This is a genomic window from Iningainema tapete BLCC-T55, from assembly GCF_014698965.1.
GTDB classification, from domain to species: Bacteria; Cyanobacteriota; Cyanobacteriia; order Cyanobacteriales; family Nostocaceae; genus Iningainema; species Iningainema tapete.
In genome coordinates this window covers 1-22858 of sequence record NZ_JACXAE010000111.1, presented here as the reverse complement: position 1 = coordinate 22858, position 22858 = coordinate 1, and the positions used below count along the sequence as shown (strand labels likewise).

Below are 22858 nucleotides of genomic sequence, written 5' to 3'. Positions count from 1 at the left end.
CGAGTAAATTGATCAATAATTTGTACCTAAATCTAAGAAAATAAAAACAGTATTTGACTTGACTGTAGTAACTTTTATGACTATTAATCGTCGCCATTTCTTGTTTATACTGGGAGCAGGAGCAGGTACTTTTGCCTTAGATGCTTGTGCGCTGGCACAAAATAACTCTAGTGGAAACCAGACAACTCAAGGCGCAGCAGGGACTATACAACTACCACCACTACCATATCCTTACGAAGCCCTCGAACCACATATTGATCGGGCAACTATGCAGTTTCACCATGATAAGCACCATGCAACTTATGTAAAAAATTTGAATGAGGCTTTAAATAAACATCCACAACTCAAAGGTAAAAGTGTTGAAGATTTGTTGCGCAATCTCAACAGCGTTCCAGAAGATATTCGCACAACAGTACGCAATAATGGAGGAGGTCATGTAAACCACGCAATGTTTTGGAGAATCATGAAGCCTCAAGGTGGCGGAGAACCAACAGGAGCGCTCGCTACTGCCATCAATCAAAACTTCGGTAGTTTTGCCAACTTCAAAAAGCAGTTTAACGAAGCTGGTGGGAAACGTTTTGGTAGTGGTTGGGTTTGGCTGGCTCGCAACAATGGTGGCAAACTAGAAATTACAACCACACCCAATCAAGACACTCCTCTAAGTGAAGGAAAGTATCCGATCATGGGTAATGACGTGTGGGAACACGCATACTATCTCAAGTACCAAAACCGCCGCACTGATTACTTAGATGCATGGTGGAACGTACTTAACTGGGATGAGATTAACACGCGGTTTGCTGCAGCAAGTAAAACTGCGTAGTAAATGCTAATGGCTAATTGTCAATGGTTAATTGTAATTAACCATTAGCAATTCATCAGTTTTAAAGCGGTTTTTGTGTCGGCACACCAGCAGCACGGGGAAACTTAGCAGGTGTGGTTGCTACCTTGCGTAAATAAATACAGTGACGAATACTTTGACTAAGGGGAGTAGTAAATTGTTCAATTGATTCCACAGCGCCACCCAACTGTTGGACAGCATTTTCTAGAGATGTAGTTTCCTCTTTTGTGCAATTACCACGATAAATTACAGCTAAACCATTTTGTTTGAGCAATGGTAGAGCATACTCAGCACAGACAGTGACAGTTCCTACAGCGCGAACCAATGCCAGATCATAGGTTTGTCTGTGCTGCGGATCTTGCCCTATTTCTTCCGCTCTACTTGTAATAGTTTTGACATTATCTAATTCAAGTCTAGTAAGTATTGTATCGATAAAATTAATTTTTTTGCGTGTGGAATCCAGTAGAGTAACAACAGAATCAGTCACAGCGATCGCCAACGGAATACCAGGAATACCCGCACCTGTACCAATATCAATCACCGTAGAGACGTTCCGTTGGAACGTCTCCCCATCAGCAGAACAAAACAGTAGCGCAACTCCCCGCAAAGAATCCCACAGATGTTTTTCCCAAAACTCCACAGGTTCGGTAATACGAGTCAAATTCATCTGGCGGTTACCATCCAGAATTAACTCATAAAACCGCTGAAATTGCTCCTGTTGTTTTTGCGTTGGTTGCCAATTAAGCGTCTGCTGCCAGATTTCATTCATCTGGGGCAAAGAAGGCAATATCAAATCGTTCACAATTCAAACTGCTAAAACACAGATTAAAGTGTAGAGACGTTCCGGCGGAACGTCTCTGAGCTTGTTTTTCACCAGATGACTAATTACTTGCTGCCTATTTGTGCAGCTACTTCATCAGCAAAGTTGCTTTCCTGCTTCTCAATGCCCTCACCCAGAATGTAGCGAACAAAGCGACGGATTTGAATATTTTCACCTAGTTGAGATACACTTTGCTTCACTAGCTCTTCCACCGTAGTACTTTGGTCACGGATATAAGGCTGATCTAACAAAGTCATTTCTTTGAGGCGTTTGTCAATCCGTCCTTGAACAATCTTTTCTTTCACATTCTGTGGCTTGTTGCCCAAGTCATCGCGCCCCATTTCAATATCTTTTTCCTTTTGAGCAATTTCAGCGGGAATTTCATCCACACTAACGTACTCAACATTAGGGCAAGCCGCAATTTGCATAGCGACATTCCGTGAAAGGGTTTGGAATTGCTCACTTGCAGCCACTGATTCACTTTGGCTGTTTAGTTCAACCAATACACCAACTCTACCACCAGTATGAATATAGCTATCTACTACTCCTTGTGTGCCTTCAGGGAGTGCAAACTTCACAAAGCGACGCACCTGAATGTTTTCACCCAATTGAGCGATGGTTTGCTTAATAAACAGATCAACCGTCACACTTTCATTTTCAATGTAGGGTTGAGTCAACAGAGATTCAACACTGTCAACAGTTGCTGCTTGCCTTGCCAAATTCTGAACTAGAGCTTTGAAAGCATCATTACGGGCAACAAAATCAGTTTGGCAGTTTACTTCTATTAGTACACCAACCTGACCACCAGGTTGAATATAGTTATCTACTAGACCTTCTGCCGCAATGCGTCCTGCTCCCTTATCTGCTTTAGCTATACCCTTTTTTCTGAGCCATTCTATGGATTTTTCGATGTCGCCTTCATTTTCTTTCAGCGCCTTTTTACAGTCCATCATGCCCACACCAGTTTTTTGGCGTAGTTCTTGGACTATTTTTGCAGATATTTCCGCCATATTGCCTCCGGTCGTACTGAACTGTCAGTGGTAATTGCTCACGAGTTTACCAAAATTGATCATGGTTAATGGTTAATTGTTGATTGCCATGAACAATTAACCATCAACCATTAACCACTCTTCTATTTATTCTTCTTCTTCGTCGTCGGGAATAAACGAGTCAGCATAATCGCTTTCGTCGTATTCATATTCTTCCTCAGCGCCTTCGTAATCTTCATAGTCTTCTTCCACATCCAATTGACCATGACGACCTTCATAAATCGCATCCGCCAATTTGCCGACTATTAACTTAATCGACCGGATGGCATCGTCATTTGCTGGGATGGGAATATCTACTACATCTGGATCACAGTTTGTGTCTAACATGGACACAATGGGAATTCCTAGTTTTTGGCATTCCTGAACTGCGTTATACTCCCGTCGCTGGTCTACAATTACCACCACATCGGGAACTTTCCGCATGGTTTTAATACCGCCCAGGTATTTCTGCAGTTTAGTCATCTCCCGACGTAGCATCGAGGCTTCTTTTTTTGGTAACAAATCTAAAGCGCCACTTTCCTCGCGACGTTCTAGATCTTTCAAACGATCTACTCTGGTTTTGATCGTCGTCCAGTTGGTGAGCATTCCACCCAACCAGCGCTGATTGATGTAGTGAGAACCACAACGAGCTGCTTCTTGAGCAATAATTCCTGCTGCTTGACGCTTAGTACCAACAAATAGGAACTTCTTACCTGATTCTGCTTGTGTACGCATATAACTGTATGCGTCTTCCATCAACTGGGCTGTTTGCACCAAGTCGATAATGTGTACTCCGTTGCGGGAGGTATAAATGTACGGAGACATCTTTGGATTCCATCTACGGGTTTGATGACCAAAGTGAACCCCAGACTCCATCATCTGAGCCAATGAAACAACTGGCATATTTTTACTCCTATTCGGGTTAAACCTCCATCTAGGCGTATTTCCACTACTGGAAACACCCGAACTCCTAGATGTGCGAGTTTAGACAACCCTTTAAGCATAACACATAAAATTGTCAATTGTTAATGGTTAATAGTAGGCAATGCCCACCTTAATTAAAGAAAAAACACAGTTGACGGTTGATGTCAGATCCCCCCGTGCCCCCCTTGTAAAGGGGGGTTGGGGGGTTCTTTAGCTTCAAAATAAGCAGCATAAACTCCCTTTACGTTATACCAATTGAGAAAAATTCTGGCTATTTCTAAAGCTAATTGGGGTTTACCTAAATTAATCAACCAACGTAAAAATGGAGCCATTGTTTGTTCATTCAAAACGCCATTTAGAGAAAGAATTCCCCATAATAAGCGATGTAACCAAGTCATTTGAATCATCATCCGCACTTCCCATGTAGGGTGCTTTTGATAAAATAAAACTCCCATCCGTCCGCGTTGAATTTCTTTATCAATCAAGCTCTTAATTTGCTCCAACCTAAAAGGTGGATGCCAATGATAACCAACTGCTGCTGGGCATTTAATTAATTTTAAACCCAGCTTTTTCAGCCTGACACCTAGTTCTAAATCTTCCCATCCGTAGAGTTGAAAACAAGTGTCAAAAAGTCCAGCTTCTTTGAGCCAGTGTTTAGGAATTGCCACATTTCCCGTAGCAAAAAAAGCAGCAGAAAAATCTGTTAATTTGTAGGGTTCAGAAGTTGGATGGTCGAAATTGCAGGTATTAATCACTGCACCATATGTGAAGAAGCGATCGCTCCCCAACTTCTTTTGTCCTTCCACAAGCGCATCAGCATGAGCCTGCAAAAAACTTTCCGTCACCACCAAATCACTATCAATAAAAATAATTGTATCACCCAACGCCTGTTCTACTCCCAAATTCCGCGCCGCAGCTGGTCCTGCATGATTTTGCCGAAAAGTGCGCACATGGGGAAACTCGTCTTTGTGTGCTTCCAACCACTCCAAAGTACCATCAGTAGAACCATCATCCACCAAAACAACCTCGTAACCTTGTAGAGACGTTGCAGGCAACGTCTCTACAGACTGCGCCTCCAAAGCTCTGAGGCACTTGGACAAAATTGGCTGACGATTATAAGTAGGAATAACAACGCTAAAAAACACAACTCACCCACAACACAACTACCCATCTCCAGGATAGGACAGCTTACACGCTACCACTGTTCCTCGTCCTCGTCCTCGTTCCCATGCTCTGCATGGGAATGCCCACACGGAGGCTCCGCCTCCATAGTGCGGCAATGCGAGGCGGAGCCTCGACTTAGGCATTCCCAGGTGGAAACGAGGGGGACGAGGGGGATGAGGGAGGGGTAGTTCTAGTTAAAAGTACCTTTGCGGCGCAGCACTAAACCTGCTCCAGTTACACCCATAGCGATTAAAGTTGTAGTAGCAGTTGGTTCTGGAACCTGACGAGGAACCCGTATAGAGAAATTTAGTGTAGCCTCTCCTCTAGAGGATAAAGGTCCTTCAGGTGAACCTGGAGTAAGTGTGTCTTCTTGGGTAAAAGTTATAATACCTGTAGCATTCTTAAATACACCTGCTCCATCAAAGATAGCTATTGTACCACCACCCCTAATAGTATTTTGCTCCAAATCAATTAAAGCGGTGTCACTGGCTCTTCCAAATAACTGATTAGGATTATTGGGATCATTGCTGAAGTAAACGTCGCCACGTATTTCACCTTCTATGCCAAAAACGGCTGGATTTGCATCAAACGTGCCAAAGATCTGGCTTCCACGAGTCTCAAACCTGCCGTAATTCCTGCTAATAAAGTTAGTTAATCCAAAAGGGGCATTACCAATACTTTCACCCGTAAGTTCAACATTGAGAACGTTTAACTGCGGATTGATCACAGGACCAAAGTTAGCCAATACATCATAGGTAATGCTAAACTCCTTCAAATCATAGCCATCATCAGTACTCTGTGCAGATACACTTTGTAAATTCGACCCAACACCGACTAAAGTTAAAGCTAATGGAGCAAGCCAAGCAAGACTTTTGCGTAGCATAAGTTACTTATATTATCTAAATAAAATTACTGAATTATCAGACAAAAGTGTGTCCTATCCAAAATAATAAGGAAAAATTCAGAGGTAACATATAAAATTTCTGTGACTTTACGTGAAAATACGTAATAGTTACCATAAATTTTTGATAAAACGTGAAAATATAGATTAAAATACCAACAACTCCAAGAAAGTTCCTCATTCTCTCTTCCTCTGCGTTCTCAGCGCCGAGGCGGTTCAATAATCTATTCAAGTTGAAAAACGAGGAACTTGCACAGCAATTAAGCGCGTCACTTCTCAAGCAGTGTCCATCAATCAACTTACAATTGGCATTGCATATGCTACAAATGTGGTTGAAACAGGGTTGATTTTAGATCATGCTTTTAGCTCAACAGTGCGAATGCGAGTGTGCAGATAATATTGTCATGGCTCGTAGTCGGCAAAAAACGCATTTAATGTGGATCATCGGTTTACTTGCGGCATTTTTTGTCGCCGAGTGGAGTGTGGGTTTATGGAGTCACAGCTTATCTCTACAGGCAGATGCGGGACACATTCTTTCTGATGTAGGAGCGTTAGGAATATCACTCTTTGCCACTTGGTTAGCACAACAACCAGCTACGGGTAAAGCAACATTTGGACATCGCCGGATCGAAATTATCGCTGCTTTGATAAATGGCTTAAGTTTACTGTTAATTGCTGTTGTTATCTGTTGGGAAGCTATTCACCGCTTTGCCCATCCAGAAACAATTTTAGACTTACCAATGTTAGCGATCGCCGCGTTGGGTTTGCTCGTCAATCTACTCAATATTACATTGCTTCATCCCCACACTCACAACAACTTAAACTTGCAAGGCGCATTAGTTCACCTCATCGCCGACACTGCTAGCTCTGTTGGTGTGATTCTAGCTGCAATCATGGTTCACCTTTGGGATTGGTTGTGGGCGGATGCTGCTGTGAGTGTAGTGGTTGCAGGTTTTATGTTCCAAAGTGCCATACCACTAGTACAAGCAAGTCTGAATATTCTTTTAGAGTATGCTCCTTTATCCATTGAGCCAAAGTCGGTGGAGGCTTCTCTCAAATCTTTCCAGAGTGTTGTTGAAGTAGAAAAACTCCATATCTGGCGCATTAGCTCCAATCAGGTGATGTTGTGCGCTCATCTTACCGTAGATTGCACCACTGTTGAGGAACGCGATCGCCTAGTGTTGCAGTTGCAAACTCATCTCAAGCAAATGGGGATTACAGAAACCACCTTGCAGCTAACTAGCCGCACTGCCGCGCCCATCCATCCTTTATTTAACCAAGATTTATTCTCCATGTTATCCCGCATGTAGAGACGCCCCGGCGGGGCGTCTCTACGTTACCAATAATTTACAAATATTAAAATATGTACAATTATAGACTAGAAATCTCGTCGATAAGTTAGATAATAGTCGGTTAATTCGTTGTTTTCAAGAAACGTATAAATACATGGGGCGCGCAAAAAAGGTTGTTCTAGCATATTCTGGCGGAGTAGACACTTCTGTATGCATTCCTTACCTTAAGCAAGAGTGGGGTGTGGAAGAAGTAATTACGCTAGCGGCAGATTTAGGTCAAGGTGATGAATTAGAGCCAGTCCGAGAAAAAGCTCTAAAATCGGGTGCGGAAGAATCATTGGTAGCGGATGTCAAAGAAAGCTTTGTCAAAGATTACGCTTTTCCAGCCATTCAAGCCAACGCCCTCTACGAAAATCGCTATCCTTTGGGTACTGCCCTTGCTCGTCCGCTGATTGCCAAGGTATTAGTAGAAGCAGCAGAAAAATATGGAGCTGATGCGATCGCTCACGGTTGCACTGGTAAAGGTAACGATCAGGTACGCTTTGATGTATCTGTAGCCGCGTTGAACCCCCATCTCAAAATATTAGCACCAGCAAGGGAATGGGGCATGAGCCGTGAAGAAACCATTGCCTATGGAGAAAAATTCGGCATTCCCTCACCAGTAAAAAAATCTTCTCCTTACAGCATAGATCGTAACCTTCTTGGTCGTAGCATCGAAGCAGGTGTTTTAGAAGATCCTGCCATCGAACCACCAGAAGAAATTTACCTGATGACAAAGGCGATCGCCAACACCCCTAACGAGCCAGAATATATTGAGATAGGTTTCAACAGAGGAATTCCCACCACCCTCAACGGTGAATACAAAAACCCAGTTGAGCTAATCGAACACCTCAACCAGATAGCGGGGAATCACGGTGTTGGGCGCATCGACATGATCGAAAATCGCTTGGTAGGTATCAAATCACGGGAAATTTACGAAGCTCCCGCCATGACAGTGTTAGTTCAAGCACACCGCGATTTAGAAAGCCTTACTTTAACAGCGGATTTAACTCATTACAAACGCGGAATCGAAGAAACATACAGTCAATTAGTATACAACGGTTTGTGGTATAGTCCACTTAAAGCAGCCCTTGATGCCTTTATTCAAAAGACACAAGAGCGCGTGTGTGGAACCGTGCGGGTGAAACTGTTCAAAGGAAACGCCTTCATAGTCGGACGTAGTTCGGAAAATACCCTCTACACTCCCGACTTGGCAACCTACGGCGCTGATGATAAATTTGACCATAAGGCGGCTGAAGGCTTTATCTACGTTTGGGGACTACCCACTCGCATTTGGTCGCAGCAAACGAGATAATTGTTGTAGAGACGCCCCGACGGGGCGTCTCTACATTACCGTTATGAAAAAACCGCTTGCACAACAAATTACACTTGGGCTAGGGATAGCATTGGTGCTGTTAATCGCCAATGCTATAGTATCTTTGTACAACATCCGTAGGCTAATAGAAAATGAGCGGAGTGTCAGCCATTCCCATCAGGTGATAGCTGAATTAGAAGTGACACTTTCCACTTTAAAAGATGCAGAAACAGGACAACGTGGTTACTTAATTACAGGCGATGACAAATATCTACAACCTTATCGCAGTGCTATCTCCAATATTACCAAAAACATCAATTCACTCAAAAAATTAACTACAGATAATCCCAATCAACAGCGAAAAATTAGTACCCTAGAGCAAGCTATTGCGACTAAACTAGCTGAACTAGAAAACACTATCAAATTACGTCGCGAACAGGGCTTTACAGCAGCAGAACAAGTAGTGCGTACCGATGTTGGCAGGCAGATTATGGATAATATTCGTGCCTTAGTTGCTTCTATGGAAAATGAAGAAAATCGCCTTTTGCAGCAACGGGCTAAAGAGTCACAAGCAAGCACTCAACAAACTTTACTCACATTTTTGTTCGCCAATGCTGTTAATTTAGCACTACTAGCTTTAGTTTACTACTTATTTAGACGTAACCATTTGCAAAGTGAGCAAGAAAAAGAAAAGCTACTTCAATATAATCAGCGACTAGCTTTAGCAATGGATGCTGGTAAAATGGGGTCTTGGGATTGGAATATTGCTACTAATGAGAGTTTTTGGACACCATATCACGAAATTATCTTTGGCTATGAGCCAGGAAACCCTCATCGCAGCTACAAAGAATGGGCAGAGCGGGTTCATCCCGAAGACTTACCACAAGTTGAAGCGATTGTGCTTGCAGCAATGAATAATGTGCAAGATTTCCATGCCGAGTATCGGATTGTTTTGCCAGATCAAAGTTTACGATGGGTAACTGCATTTGGGCGGTTCCAGTGTGACGAGCAAGGTCGCCCTATTCAGATGACAGGTATGATTAATGATATCACAGAGCGCAAACAAGCAGAAGCGGAAATTAGAAAACTTAATGAAACCTTGGAAAACCGGGTAGTTGAACGCACTCAGCAATTGCAATTCGTCAACGAAGAACTAGAAGCCTTTGCCTATTCAGTTTCCCATGATTTACGCGCTCCCTTAAGGGCAATGCAAGGGTTTGCAGAAGCTTTGCTAGAAGACTACGGCGACAACTTCGATGAACTAGGTAAAGAATACGCCCAACGCATTGTCACTTCTGCCGTGCGGTTAGAAGATTTGATTCAGGATTTGCTGACTTACAGCCGTCTTTCGCGCACAGAGTTATCTCTTAAACGCATAAGTTTGACATCTGTTGTCTCAGAGGCGATGAACCAGATTCAAGCATTGGAACAACAGGCTGAAGTCACAATTCAATCACCATTACCAGACGCGATCGCTCACCGTCTCACATTAATCCAAATTATCACCAATTTACTTTCCAATGCGATTAAATTTGTCGAAGCTGATGTCAAACCACAAGTACGAGTATGGGCAGAAATACGTGGTGAGTGGGTACGTTTGTGGGTAAGTGATAATGGTATTGGTATTGCACCCGAACATCAAAAACGTATTTTTCGCGTTTTTGAGCGTTTGCACGGACAGGAAAGTTATCCTGGTACAGGTATTGGGTTAGCAATTGTCCGTAAAGGCATAGAGCGCATGGGGGGACAAGTGGGAGTAGAATCGCAACTAGGACAAGGAAGCAGATTTTGGATTGAGTTGAAATCGTAGAGACGCGACGCCAGTCGCCTACGGAGGGAAACCCTCCTACAGCGCTGGCTCAACTTTCGCGTCTCTACAGCACCTTTACGTGAGACTATTATTGATACTTTGTGCAACCCGGACGTTAGACTTACCATGAGTGCAGCAAACACGATTCTGCTAGTAGAAGACGATCCTAATGACATTCTGCTTACCCAACGTGCCTTTCGCAAAGCGAATTTAATCAACACTGCACTGCAAGTTGTCACTGATGGGGATGCTGCTGTTGCTTACCTAAGTGGTACAGGGGATTATGCCGATCGCGATCGTTATCCCTTTCCAATGCTAATTTTGTTAGACTTAAAACTACCGCGTCGTTCTGGACATGAAATTTTGTTATGGTTACGTCAGCAACCAGAACTCAAGCGCTTACCTGTAATTATTTTAACTTCCTCTAAACAAAACAACGATATTAATCAAGCCTATGATTTAGGGGCTAATTCTTATTTAGTTAAACCTGTAGGTCTTAACCCTTTAATTGATGTTGTGCAAAACCTTAATTTATACTGGTTACTGTTAAATGAAAAACCTGAAATTAGCTAATTATCGCTTTTCTTATCCTTAATATCCTTGTATCCTCGTTCCCAGTCTCTGACTGGGAACCCATTCTGGAGGCTCCGCCTCTGGTTGCTGTGAGGGGTCTGACCCTACATGAACTTGACAAAAAGTTTTCAAAATGAGAACATAGAGGAATACATTAGGCTGCTGGCTGAAACTTTGCCACGAGTCATTGACACAGAACAAGAGTATGAACGCTTACTCAAAGAGGCGAGAACACTGATGGCTTTGGGAGAGAACCTGACAGCAGAACAAGCTGAAGTGTTACAGCTTCTAGCAATACTAATTGAGCAGTATGAAGATGAACACTATCAACTGCAAGCGGCAACTCCTCATGAGATATTGAATGAATTGATGCTGGTACGAGGGTTAAAACAAAAAGACTTACTTGAAATTTTTGGAGCTAAGGGTATTACTTCTGAAGTGGTAAATGGTAAAAGAGGAATTAGCAAGAGTCAGGCAAAAGCACTAGGAGAATTTTTCCATGTCTCACCTGCGCTATTTTTGTAAGCTCCCAATACGGTTCGGTTAAAGGTTGTTTGTGAAAATTTCTGGTGTGTAGAGACGCGAAATTTCGCGTCTCTACATGATTTATCTGTATGTAAATTATCTTATCTGAACCTTATTGCCCCTACTCCACTCGTTGCAACTGAGCAATTTTGGGGTCGATGATTTTTTGCCCCATACTAGCGAATTTAACAGCCACAGAGACTTTATTACCAGAACCAAAAATATGAGTAACTTCACCGACACCAAAAGTTTTATGTAACACTTTATCACCAACTTGCCAATTCTCACCACCACCTTGTTTGCTACGGGCAGGAGAAGAAGCTTTGCTCATAAAGCGAACATTCATGTGTGGAGTAGTAATCAATTCTTCTGGTAACTCGTCGAGGAATTGCGATCGCATTGCTGGTTCCCGTGAACCGTAAAGACGACGTTCACGGGCGTTGGTTAAATACAACCGTTCTTGAGCGCGAGTAATACCTACATAACACAAGCGACGTTCTTCTTCCAACGACTTTGGATCGTTGAGACTGCGGTAATTGGGAAATAATCCCTGTTCCATCCCTACCAAAAACACTACGGGAAACTCTAACCCCTTAGAAGCATGTAAAGTCAACAGCGAAACTGCTGTTTGCCCTTCTTTCAAATTATCCAAATCAGAACTGAGGGCGGTACTAGAAAGAAAAGCTTGCAAAGTAACATCTTGGCTTTCTTCTTGAAATTGCAGTACTGCGTTAAATAATTCCTGCACGTTGCGCAATCTGTCTTCGGCTTCATCTGTACTCTGAGTTTGCAAATCTTGCACGTAACCAGATTCGTCTAGCACTGCTTGTACAATTTCCGAAACTGGAACCGTTTCTACTTGTTCTAGCCAACGGTTAATCATCTGGGCAAAACCATTGACAGCTTTAGCCGATCTTCCTGCTAAGGTATTAACTGATGTCTCGTCTTTAAGAATTTCCCACACAGTTGTACCTAATTGTTGGGAAGCGTTAACCAAAGCATCAATAGTCGCTTTACCAATACCGCGTCGGGGAGTGTTAATTACTCGTAACAAACTTACCGTATCTGCTGGGTTAGCAATAGCTCTTAAATATGCGAGTATATCTTTAATTTCTTTACGGTCATAAAACTTTAATCCACCCACAACATTGTAGGGAATTCCCAAGCGTACCAAACATTCTTCAAATGGACGAGATTGAGCGTTAGTACGATAAAGTATGGCAAAACTTCCCCAGTTTAACTCTGGATTTTGGTTTTCTAAAGTCCGAATTTGATTGATGACAAATTCTGCTTCGGCAATTTCATCATCTGCTCTGTAACAGTAAATTTCCTCACCAGCACCGCGTGTAGGCTTGAGGATTTTATCAATGCGTTGAGTGTTGTTTTCAATCAGTTCGTTAGCTGCTTGCAAAATGTTTTCGCAAGAGCGATAATTTTCTTCTAACTTCACCATAGTCTGGGTATCTTCATCTGGCAACCCATCACCAAAGTCTTGCTGAAAATTCAACAATATGGTAAAATCAGCCATTCTAAATGAATAAATCGATTGATCAGCGTCCCCCACTACAAATACTGAGCGATCGCGCCAATCCCACTCACTCTTTTTCTTTTCCCCGTTCGTAACCAATATACTAATGAGGTCATATTGAGTACGGTTAGTATCTTGGTATTCATCTACAAGGATATGACGAAACTTGCTGTGCCAGTAACTCAATACCTGCTCGTTTTGCTGAAACAGTTTGACAGGAACAAGGATGAGGTCATCAAAATCAAGAGCGTTGTTTTCTGCTAATTTATTTTGGTAGTGATTGTATACTTCTGCAATCACCCGTCCGCGATAATTTGGTTGTTCTCTCTCAAAATCTTTAGGCGATAAACCTTGGTTTTTGGCGTTACTAATAGCGTAGCGCACTGAACGAGGTTCAAACTTCTTGTCATCCAGGTTTAGCTGTTTAGTGACAATTTCTTTAATCACACTTTGCACGTCAGATTCATCAAAGATGGAAAAATTCCGATTCCAACGGCGTCCTTTTTCATCTTGGTATTTGTCAATGTCAAAGCGGAGAATGCGAGAAAACAAACTGTGGAAAGTACCACACCACAAGTCTTTAATCACAGTTTTGTAAACTTGTGATTTCAACTGCAATTGGTCGTATTCTGGCAATAAATCAAAACGCTGCTCGTATTGTGTCATTGCCAACTGTTCGGCAAATAGTTTCTGAATCCGCTCTTTCATCTCCCGTGCGGCTTTGTTAGTAAATGTTACCGCCAGGATATTTTCTGGATCGACACGGTGTTGCACAATCAAGTTAGCAATCCGATAAGTCAGCGCTCGTGTTTTACCGGAACCCGCACCAGCAACAACTAGTAAGGGACCACAAAAATGTTCAACAGCGCGGCGTTGACTGGGGTTGAGGTGACTGAGGATGTCAGTGGTTGTTGTCATGGATATGAGGAAGGGGTAGGAATAAGCAACAGTTTATGCAGCAACTTTCAGCGATCGCTGACTAATGTACTCAATTAGCAATAAACGTAAGTGGTCAAGTTGTTCAATATATTCTTTAGTATAGGGATACATCTCTAAGTTATTGAAATACCACCCTGTAAAGTAGTCAATGTTAAATACATTCAGTTGTCGCAGATGATTCACGCTGTTACTGTTAAAGGATACGCTTGAATCATTAAACAGCACCTGTTCGGCATAACCCTGAATGTCTGTTGAAAATAACTCGCTCACGCCCAAAATCGAGAAATCTTGCTCTTCCTCCCAACAAGCGATCGCTCTACGCTCTGCTTTCATGACTTGATAAATGTCATCCAATTGTTTACATAGCAAGCGAATATGAGTGCGATCGGAATCATTGGGCATTGATAGACCTTCTCTATTTTCCATAGCTCTCATAAGGATCGCAATTTTTAGGAGATTCTTCCCAGTCTATCATTGTTGGATTTTAACTCACCTCATATCGCCAGAATAAGGAAACTTTGTCGGGACTGTACTGTTGATGCGGGTATTATCGATGCATTACACTTGTGGTAAATGTACACTAAATTAGCATCAAATTTAGTTGATTGCATGAACGTGCATAGGAGGTAATGTGTTGAATATCAGCCGGGATATTAATTCCCTCTCAAACTTCAAGCGGAACACTACAGAGTTCATGGAGCAGCTACGGGAGACGGGACAGCCCATAGTTCTAACCGTCAATGGTAAAGCTGAGCTTGTGGTGCAAGGTGTAGAGTCGTACCAAAAGCTTCTAGAGCTTGTTGAAAGGCTTGAAACCATTGAAGCAGTAAGGGTGGCGATCCAAGAGATGAAGGCAGGAAAAGGAGAGCCTGCGCATCAAGCATTCAATGAGATCGTGAAATCGCTCTCATGAGGAATGAAGTACCAAGTCATTGTTGTTCCGGCAGCAAAAGCTGATATTAAAGCAGCATTTATTCTGGCAGGCGTAGTATTTCCATTTTACGCATCAGCACAACCGCCACTCTCTTTGTTCACATCCTCTGGGAAACAGAGTGTCAAACTAAACGCAGCTACTAAGGTAAGTAAGCGCTTCACTATTAACTGAAATCAAAGTTTTTCTCTGTGGGCAATTAACATTAAATGAGTGAAAATCTATAATTAGATACATTTTTTTTCAATTTTAATGAGGGAGCAGATACTCCTAATCATGGTTCAACTTCAGGAACTAATTCGTGGCATTAAGCTTAGAGGGATTCTGCCGAACGGGGCGGTCACATTGGTTGATGTTAGATGGTCCGGCTCAGATGCTGTAGCAGTTATATATACAGAAGATAACAGCGGTCGCCCAGGTAGTTGCTTGCTGTATCGATCAGATGAGCCAAGGTTGGAAATTGTCCGACAGAAATCTCGTTGGCGGTTCAATGCAGACGGGGCTTTATTTCGCCTAGTGTCGGAAGCACAGCGCATCCGTCTGGCCCATTTATTTGATCCATTTCTTGCAATTCATACCTCACTCGTTGATCCGTATCCCCACCAGATTACGGCAGTTTACCAAGAAATGTTGCCCCGCCAGCCCTTACGTTTCTTGCTAGCTGATGACCCAGGAGCAGGTAAGACCATTATGGCAGGGTTGCTGATTAAAGAGTTAATGATTAGAGGCGATTTACAGCGTTGCCTGATTGTCGTACCTGGTAATTTAGCGGAGCAATGGCAGCTAGAACTGTACGAAAAATTCCAGCTAGATTTTGAAGTCTTAACTAACGAACACATCAAGACAGCCAACACTGGAAACGTTTTTGAAAAAATGCCCTTACTGATTGCCAGGGTGGATAAATTAAAACGTGACAAATCAAGCGAGGATAAAAAACTCCAACAAAATTTGAAGGAGACTAACTGGGATTTAATTATTTGTGATGAAGCTCACAAAATGTCGGCTTCGTTTTCTGGCAATGAGGTGAAGCAAACCAAACGCTACAAACTAGGACAGTTACTGTCGGGTATTACCAGGCATTTCCTCCTGATGACTGCTACACCTCACAACGGCAAAAAGCCAGAGTTTCAACTTTTTATGGCGCTTTTGGATCGCGATCGCTTTGAGGGAAAGTTTCGCAATGGTTTCCAAGTCACTGACACGAACGACATCATGCGCCGTGTGGTCAAAGAAGATTTGGTGAAGTTAGACGGTACACCCCTACTCCCAGAACGCAAAGCCTATTCTGTTACCTATTGTCTCTCAGATTTGGAATATCGTCTTTATCAAGAAGTAACAAAATATGTAGAGGAAGAATTCAACCGGGCTGAAACTCTAGAGGAAGGACGCAAGAGGAGTATTAGTTTTGCCCTAACGATTTTGCAACGGCGGTTAGCATCTTCTCCAGGAGCTATATACCAGTCCTTGCAACGGCGAAGAAAACGATTAGAAGATAAATTACGTCAGCAAGAGGAGCTACTTAAAGACAAAATTTGCCCAGATTGGGATGAGTTAGAAGATTTACCAAATAGTGAACTAGAACAACTAGAAGATGAGTTTGTTGATCGGGCAACAGCCGCCCGCAATATTGCAGAACTCCAACAAGAGATTTATTGCTTACAGCAACTGGAAATTATAGCGCAGCAAGTATTAGACAGTGGGATAGATAGGAAACGAGAAGAACTTTCAAAGCTACTGCAAAATAACGCCGAAATGTTTAATTCCCAGGGGCAAAGACGGAAAATAATTGTCTTTACGGAACACCGGGATACACTGGATTATTTAGTCTATCGTTTGAAGAAAATAATAGGTGAACAAGCGGTAGTGACGATTCACGGTAAAATGAATCTAGAGCAGCGTCGGCAAATACAGAAGATATTTAATGAAAATCCAAGCGGACAAATTCTGGTGGCTACGGATGCAGCGGGGGAGGGCATCAACCTTCAAGAATCCTGCCATTTAATGGTCAATTATGACTTGCCTTGGAATCCCAATCGTATAGAACAAAGATTTGGTCGCATTCACCGAATTGGACAAACAGAAGTTTGCCATCTTTGGAACTTGGTAGCAGAGGAAACGCGAGAGGGGGATGTTTACTTAACGCTACTGGAAAAATTAGAAGAAGCACGAAAAGCGTTGGGAGGCAAGGTATTTGATATTTTAGGAGAGGCTATAAATGGCGAAGAACTAAAGGATTTGTTGATCGATGCCATCCGCTATGGCGAGCGTCCAGATGTACAAGGGCGACTAGAACAAGTTATTGAGGAGCGACTCAATCTTCAGCGTCTTCAGGAATTACTGCAAGAACGCTCGTTAACCCATGATTCGATGGATGTTTCCAAGATTCGTCAAATCCGTGAAGAAATGGAGCGGGCTGAAACTCGTAAACTGCAACCATTTTATACATCTGACTTTTTCCTAGAAGCGTTTCAACGGCTAGGGGGCAGAGTACAGAAAGAGGAATTTGGACGTTATGAAATTAGTTTTATTCCAGTTAATATTCGTAACCGATTAACAAAATCTTACCGTCATATTTGTTTTGATAAACAACAGACTCAGGTAAGGGGAAAATCTACTGCTGAATTTGTCTATCCTGGTCATCCATTATTAGATGCCACTATTGATTTAACCTTGGAACCTCACCGCGATATCCTCAAACAAGGAAGCATCCTTGTAGATGAGAATGATCCTGGTGATGCAGTCCGCATTTTAGTTTACCTAGAACACGCGATTAGGGATGCTCGTCAAGACGCTGCTGGTAATTTACGATTAGTATCTATGCAGATGCTGTATGTGGAAATTGATTCACAAGGTCAAGCCCACAGTGCAGGTTACTCTCCTTATCTTGATTATCGCCCGTTACAAGAATCGGAAAAATCATTAGTTTCTCAGATAATCGAGGAGGCTTCCTCAATCTTACAAAAAGGAATTGAGGAACAGGCGCAGGGGTATGCGAGCGATCATTTGGGTCGCCAACATTACCAAGAAGTACAGCAGCGCCGGAGAGAGCGGATTACAAAGACAATAAATGCTGTTGAAGCTCGGCTTAGTACAGAAATTAGCTACTGGGAAAATAAAGCTGAGAAACTGAAGCTACAAGAACAAGCAGGAAAGTTGAATGCCAGACTCAATTATGATAATGCTCAACGCAGGGTAGATGAACTCAAAGGGCGATTGCAAAAACGGTTGCAAGAGTTAGAACAAGAGCGTCAATTATTAGCTCAGCCGCCTGTTATTGTTGGAGGGACCTTGATTGTGCCGGGTGGTCTAATTCAGCGTCTCCAAAGTGATAATCTAGCTGATTTTACCAAATTAGCTAGAGAAAAAGAGCTTGTAGAGAAACTGGCTATTGCAGCAGTAATAGCAGATGAAAAAAGACAGGGTTTTGAGCCAAAAGATGTGAGCGCATCTAGGTGTGGCTACGATATAGAATCGCATGTTTTAAACACAGGTCAGTTGCGTTTCATTAAGGTAAAGAGTCGGATTTATGGTGCAAGTAGTGTGACTGTCACGAGGAATGAAATAATCACGGCATTGAATAAACCAGATAGCTTTATATTAGCTTTGGTGGAAGTGCCTGAATCAGAACAGGTTTCTAGCAATAATTGCAATATTCGTTATGTACGTCGTCCCTTCCATCGATATCCAGAGGCTGTGACAAGTGTGAAATATAATTGGCAGCAACTTTGGCTGTTGGGAAGAAAAATGTAAAGTAACATTATTAATTTTATAATTTTATATAAATTATAAATTGCCTTTATTTTGATTCCGTAATCTTTCCAGAGCTATAGTTAAATTAGATTTTGCTTTAATATCACTTGGAGCGAGATGTAACGCTCTTTGATAATCTCCAATAGCCATATTATAATCTTTGAGGTAAAAGAAAGAATTACCACGACGGCGATAGAATAAAGCATTATTAGGATTAAGTTTTATTGCCTGATTATAAAATTGAATCGCTCCATGATAATCTCCTAATTTTACACAGTCACTACCCTGTTTATAGTAGTTTTGATCTAAATTTATTACTTGATTAGAAGGTTGATTAGGAGTTTTGTGCGTTTTGACTTTTGCCAATGGCTTATTAGCGGCTGTCGCCTTATTTGTAGAAGGATATTGATGAGACACTCTGGTGCGTTTTGTATTTACTATCGGCTTGCTCTCTTTTTTTTCTGTCGGCAATTTGGGATCTGTTAAAACAATTTGAGGGTAGGAACGATTTTTGAGTTGACGTATTTCGATATCGCCGCTGACTTCAATATCTCGCCCTACTAACTCTGTTAATGAATTGAGTGGGATGCCAATAAACTCAGATAAACTTTGAATATTAGGAGAGAGGATAACAATTCTAAAATATCCATAATTACTGTTAGGTGATCTACGACCAAAATTTAGGATATACTTGTTAGTATCAGGATGAGTATTAGTCGTGACAACTTTTCCTTCTACTGTAATTTCTTTTCCTTTTTCTTTAAGTAATTCTGATACGTTATCTGCTGCAAAGATTTTAGATTGCGATTGTGGTGCATTAACAACCGACATTTGGATTGGTATAGCACGACCCGGAAAAATATCAACTCCCAGGTTGCTTGCTCGTTCACACCAATAGCACCTTCCGTAACTTTGGCTATAGAAATGACTATCGACTGAACTACAAGCTATGAGTTGGTTACGCGCCACTTCCAAAGCTTTTTTCCACTCTTGAGCAGTAGGTCGCAAATCGGGTTGTGTCTGTCCATCGTTGAAGCATCTGAGAAAGCATTGCTGAATCTCTGGATGGACAACATTGAGGGGAATTGTGTGCGGTCCTGGTTGAATCAAGCTGTTTGAAGCATAAGCCCAGAAACCTCTGCGGAGTAATTCTGTTGGTTCTGGTGAGTCCCCCTTACCTGTCCACTGTCCTTTAAAGGGGTGTTCTCCAAATAGCAATAGATAAATAATAACTGCTAGTCGGAAGCAGTCATGAACTTCAGTTTGTTCTACAGTAGATAAATCTTGCCCTAGCAGTTCAACAGGGGTAAAGCCATCAGAGCCAACCAAACAGCGATACACTTGACCGTTGTGGGGATGGCGAACCTGAAAGGAATCAGTATCAATAATAGAAGGCAGGGCGCGATTATTAACTAGAATATTCTGTGGTTTGATGTCACCTATAACATAGCTCTCAGCATGAATTGCCTGAATAATTGAAGCTATATTTTGGGCTACTGTATGCAGAAAATACCAATGAACTCCAAGCCCCAGATCCATGCGACGCTTTGAGTTGTAGACATTGAGGAGTTCCAAGCTCCCGGTGATTGCTGGCATCAAGAAGCCCAAAACCCAACCATTACTATCTTTGAGCAGGGACTTGGGCCAAGCAAACGAAATGTGATTAAGGTGTGAGTTTGGCTCTTTAGGTGGGTTTGCCACCATCACTTTTAACTTTTCAACCCGTTCGTGGTCTGGGAAGTGATAAACTTTTGCCAGATAGCCAGTGCGATCGGTTTGCCAAACAGTGCCTTCACCACTGCTGTTAATTTGATTAGTTAAGGTTATCTGTTCACCTGTACTGCCACAAAATAGAATAGTCATGAAATTTTACTAGCGGTTGTAAAGGCACAAAAGCAATGTCTTATCATCATTAGTACGGGCATTAAGTTTGTCAGATTCTAGGAAGTTCCTAATATATTCGTCCTCTTGTTCTGGATTACTGCTTTCCCACAAGTATTCTTCCAAGGGCTTAAAAAAGGGTGGAAAAGGTGTCCAGTTGCTCATATGAATTGCCACTCTCTCCAGTCCATCTGTTGACGCACAAATAAACTTCTGCTTGCCGGGTAGCACGCACACCTGCATTTCACTTAAGGCATTTGCTGAGGTGACAAATGTTGTCTCGTTGATGAATTCTCCTTTATCTGGCGGAAATAGCAATTGATGATTTCCTTGCTGAGAACACACCACTATAAATCCATCCCCAATCTGCATAGCTGCAACCCAATGGGGTGTCGCCACAAATACCAGTAGCGTACAAGCCAAGTCCTGGAAGGAGTAACCCCCATTTGCAGCTTCTGTTTGCAAAGCAGTAACTACCTTGTTGACTGCTTTGGCAAACATTTTTCTGACTGGCTGCTCAGAACGAGGTCTACAGCGCTCTTGCCAATAGGGTTTGTCCTTTTGGAACTCCCAAAGGTATGAAAGTGCTGTCTTGACTGCCAACTTAGCACCGATATCAGCGAATTTGGCACTACCAGCCCCATCTGCAACTGCTCCCACGATTACATTTTTCAAGATGCGATACTCTCCGTAATCTTGACAGGGTATCTGCTGCTTTTTGTGGCTGATTCCTATTGAAGAACGTGCTATTGCTTTCCAAACCACGAATTTTCCTCAGTTTCTAAGTGGTGATTTGACCCCATCCCACAGGCGGCAAAGCCACAACTTCTCCGACCTTGCCACTAGAAACCCGTTTCATCGAGGTACTTAACCAGACAAACAGGGATCTGAAATCTAAACCATTGAGGAGAACGGGTGGGCGTTCAGATGGAGCAATTTGTCTAAGAATCTCCATGTTGGCACCAGCAACGGCAACCACAAAGAAAGAGAGTCGGCGATTTGCCTCTGCCTCTCTCACGCGCTGCGCTGCCATTTGCCAGTTATCACTTGGTGCTCCATCAGTGACTAGGAATACCCAAGGGCGATAATACTGAATACCGTTAGCTTTATAGGTGGCTTTACGGTCTTCCAACAATTCCAACAAAGCATACTCAATCGCTTCACCCATCGGGGTTACGCCCTCTGCCTCTAGCCTCGGTGGTGTAAAGTTGTCAATCGTCACAAAATCTTGAATTAACTGCACCGGACCAAATGTGACAATAGCAACTTCCACACTCAATGAGGCTTGGGTGTCTTTCAGTATGTCTTCTTTAAAAGCAGCAATGCCTCGATTCAATTGCTGAATTGGCTCACCCGACATAGAGCCGGATGTATCGAGCAATAGAATTACAGGGACGCGATTCTCAGGATTTACGGCGAATTCAGGTAGTCCTACAGGCATCCAACACTCCTAATTGAGTCAAACTGGTTTGAGGAACATATCTTTTACTATTTATATATTTCCCTCAAATAGCTAACTAATTAACAATTCTGGATGAACTAACCAAACAATGTGGTGGAAACTCTGAGTTTTGGATTCAGCCAAGAGTCCTTTTCTTACAAAAGATGAGATAGTGTGCCTTTTGTGACATACTGTGCATTAAAATGAAAGATGCCCAGTAATAGGGCTGACTATGACGATCAGCTAATTTTGGCGGTAAGCGATCATTGAACCCAAAGGTAGCACGACCAAAATTTCACGCTTACACAGGTTTTCTCCTTGGACGTATCTCGAAAGCTAAATCGGAGCGATAAAAACACACGTCAAACTCGGCAAAAAAATTCACATGTCCCAGTATCAACGGAGCTTCCCTCGATTCTGTCCAGGCAAATGCAAGCAGGATAGGTGAAAACTCGTCAACTATGGCTGATACTACCAAGCCGCGTGCTTGTAAACGAGCCAAATTTCCACTCAGCCTGACTGAGGTCGTTTGTTCTTCCCAAACTGCGCCTAGTTGCAGACCAATATCATAAGGTAATACGTTGACACTCGCACCCGTATCCAGTAAAGCCATAACTTCCACAGAGCGGTTTCTGTAGGTCAGCGTCAAAGGTAAGTATGGCATACTACTGGAAACGCCGAGACTATTTATACGTTCGATAAAAGCAAACCTCTTACCCTCAAGCATTGTCTTCCTGCTTTGCTGCTGCTAAAAGCTCAGATAATGTTTGAGCTGCCTCATATGCCTCATAAGGTGACCACACAACTGCTTCAGTCGATGCCAGTTGCTGTAGCAGTAAGTTTTCTGGCTCCTGTTTTAGTTCAGCTAGAAGACGAGAAGCAATTGCATTTTGCTGATCTTCTGGGAGTTTTTCAATTTCTGCAATGACTTGGCGAAGTAATTCTGTCATTTTCTCATATTAATTCATTAAATAGATGATAAATAGCTTATTACAGCTTTTGTCTCACGCCTAGACGCCTAGACGCTAAGAAGAACGCTAAAAAATGTGATTTAAATAAGTGAAAACTGCTGTAAACAATTGGGGTCTTCAGATTAATTGGTGATAAGTTTATCTAATATATAAAAGAAATTTTTCCGTGACTTTAAGCCAGATTGCTT

At 42.4% G+C, this 22858-nt stretch carries 20 protein-coding genes and 1 pseudogene; 9 read left to right on the top strand and 12 right to left on the bottom strand.

Going from position 1 to position 22858, the window contains the following annotated elements; all coding sequences use genetic code 11:
• Positions 1–76 precede the first annotated feature (76 nt).
• Positions 77–820, top strand: a complete 744-nt coding sequence (locus ICL16_RS37695) for a superoxide dismutase (protein WP_190836698.1) — start codon at positions 77–79, stop codon at positions 818–820.
• 61 nt (positions 821–881) lie between these two features.
• Here the strand turns inward: ICL16_RS37695 and rsmG are convergent, their stop codons facing one another.
• From rsmG to ICL16_RS37670, 5 genes and pseudogenes are all read right to left on the bottom strand, one after another.
• Positions 882–1607 carry a 16S rRNA (guanine(527)-N(7))-methyltransferase RsmG gene (rsmG, locus tag ICL16_RS37690; protein WP_202895918.1) on the bottom strand — a complete coding sequence of 242 codons (726 nt, stop codon included), beginning with the start codon at positions 1605–1607 and terminating at the stop codon, positions 882–884.
• 116 nt (positions 1608–1723) lie between these two features.
• A complete protein-coding gene (gene tsf, locus ICL16_RS37685) occupies positions 1724–2668 on the bottom strand; it encodes a translation elongation factor Ts (protein ID WP_190836697.1) in 945 nt (314 codons plus the stop codon).
• 126 nt (positions 2669–2794) lie between these two features.
• Complete coding sequence (gene rpsB / locus ICL16_RS37680; protein ID WP_190836696.1) at positions 2795–3589, bottom strand: 30S ribosomal protein S2; 795 nt, start codon at positions 3587–3589, stop codon at positions 2795–2797.
• A 185-nt stretch (positions 3590–3774) separates the two neighbouring features.
• Positions 3775–4781: pseudogene (locus tag ICL16_RS37675) on the bottom strand (glycosyltransferase family 2 protein).
• Between the two features lie 183 nt (positions 4782–4964).
• Entirely contained in the window at positions 4965–5657 is a 693-nt protein-coding gene (locus tag ICL16_RS37670) for a hypothetical protein (RefSeq protein WP_190836694.1), read from the bottom strand.
• 374 nt (positions 5658–6031) lie between these two features.
• On the opposite strand from ICL16_RS37670, the gene ICL16_RS37665 reads away from it, so the two are divergent.
• From ICL16_RS37665 to ICL16_RS37645, 5 genes are all read left to right on the top strand, one after another.
• Positions 6032–6985 carry a cation diffusion facilitator family transporter gene (locus ICL16_RS37665; protein WP_190836693.1) on the top strand — a complete coding sequence of 318 codons (954 nt, stop codon included), beginning with the start codon at positions 6032–6034 and terminating at the stop codon, positions 6983–6985.
• 136 nt (positions 6986–7121) lie between these two features.
• On the top strand, positions 7122–8321 hold the full coding sequence (locus ICL16_RS37660) for an argininosuccinate synthase (protein WP_190836692.1): 1200 nt from the start codon (positions 7122–7124) through the stop codon (positions 8319–8321).
• Positions 8322–8364: 43 nt separating this feature from the next.
• Complete coding sequence (locus ICL16_RS37655) at positions 8365–10131, top strand: sensor histidine kinase (protein ID WP_190836691.1); 1767 nt, start codon at positions 8365–8367, stop codon at positions 10129–10131.
• A gap of 126 nt (positions 10132–10257) precedes the next feature.
• Positions 10258–10704: a response regulator gene (locus ICL16_RS37650; protein ID WP_190836690.1), complete on the top strand. Its 447-nt coding sequence runs from the start codon at positions 10258–10260 to the stop codon at positions 10702–10704.
• Positions 10705–10812: 108 nt separating this feature from the next.
• The gene (locus ICL16_RS37645; protein ID WP_190836689.1) at positions 10813–11229 is read left to right on the top strand and encodes a helix-turn-helix domain-containing protein; all 417 of its coding nucleotides are present in this window, start codon (positions 10813–10815) and stop codon (positions 11227–11229) included.
• A 121-nt stretch (positions 11230–11350) separates the two neighbouring features.
• Here ICL16_RS37645 and pcrA read toward each other — a convergent pair whose 3' ends face one another.
• Both pcrA and ICL16_RS37635 read right to left on the bottom strand, forming a co-directional pair.
• Complete coding sequence (pcrA, locus tag ICL16_RS37640; protein ID WP_190836688.1) at positions 11351–13675, bottom strand: DNA helicase PcrA; 2325 nt, start codon at positions 13673–13675, stop codon at positions 11351–11353.
• A gap of 33 nt (positions 13676–13708) precedes the next feature.
• Entirely contained in the window at positions 13709–14098 is a 390-nt protein-coding gene (locus tag ICL16_RS37635) for a hypothetical protein (protein ID WP_190836687.1), read from the bottom strand.
• A gap of 229 nt (positions 14099–14327) precedes the next feature.
• On the opposite strand from ICL16_RS37635, the gene ICL16_RS37630 reads away from it, so the two are divergent.
• From ICL16_RS37630 to ICL16_RS37620, 3 genes are all read left to right on the top strand, one after another.
• Positions 14328–14609, top strand: coding sequence for a type II toxin-antitoxin system prevent-host-death family antitoxin (locus ICL16_RS37630; protein WP_190836686.1), 282 nt, complete (start codon positions 14328–14330; stop codon positions 14607–14609).
• A gap of 3 nt (positions 14610–14612) precedes the next feature.
• Complete coding sequence (locus ICL16_RS37625; RefSeq protein WP_190836685.1) at positions 14613–14801, top strand: hypothetical protein; 189 nt, start codon at positions 14613–14615, stop codon at positions 14799–14801.
• A 102-nt stretch (positions 14802–14903) separates the two neighbouring features.
• Complete coding sequence (locus tag ICL16_RS37620) at positions 14904–18377, top strand: helicase-related protein (RefSeq protein WP_190836684.1); 3474 nt, start codon at positions 14904–14906, stop codon at positions 18375–18377.
• Between the two features lie 33 nt (positions 18378–18410).
• Here the strand turns inward: ICL16_RS37620 and ICL16_RS37615 are convergent, their stop codons facing one another.
• From ICL16_RS37615 to ICL16_RS37595, 5 genes are all read right to left on the bottom strand, one after another.
• A complete protein-coding gene (locus ICL16_RS37615) occupies positions 18411–20240 on the bottom strand; it encodes a tetratricopeptide repeat protein (protein ID WP_190836683.1) in 1830 nt (609 codons plus the stop codon).
• Positions 20241–20249: 9 nt separating this feature from the next.
• The gene (locus ICL16_RS37610; protein ID WP_190836682.1) at positions 20250–21023 is read right to left on the bottom strand and encodes a protein phosphatase 2C domain-containing protein; all 774 of its coding nucleotides are present in this window, start codon (positions 21021–21023) and stop codon (positions 20250–20252) included.
• Positions 21024–21039: 16 nt separating this feature from the next.
• Entirely contained in the window at positions 21040–21699 is a 660-nt protein-coding gene (locus ICL16_RS37605; RefSeq protein WP_190836681.1) for a vWA domain-containing protein, read from the bottom strand.
• Positions 21700–22000: 301 nt separating this feature from the next.
• Positions 22001–22426 (bottom strand): pepsin/retropepsin-like aspartic protease family protein, encoded by a 426-nt coding sequence (locus ICL16_RS37600; RefSeq protein ID WP_190836680.1) that lies wholly within the window; start codon positions 22424–22426, stop codon positions 22001–22003.
• Positions 22419–22649, bottom strand: a complete 231-nt coding sequence (locus ICL16_RS37595) for a hypothetical protein (RefSeq protein ID WP_190836742.1) — start codon at positions 22647–22649, stop codon at positions 22419–22421. The genes ICL16_RS37600 and ICL16_RS37595 overlap by 8 nt, the downstream gene beginning before the upstream one ends.
• Positions 22650–22858: the final 209 nt, after the last annotated feature.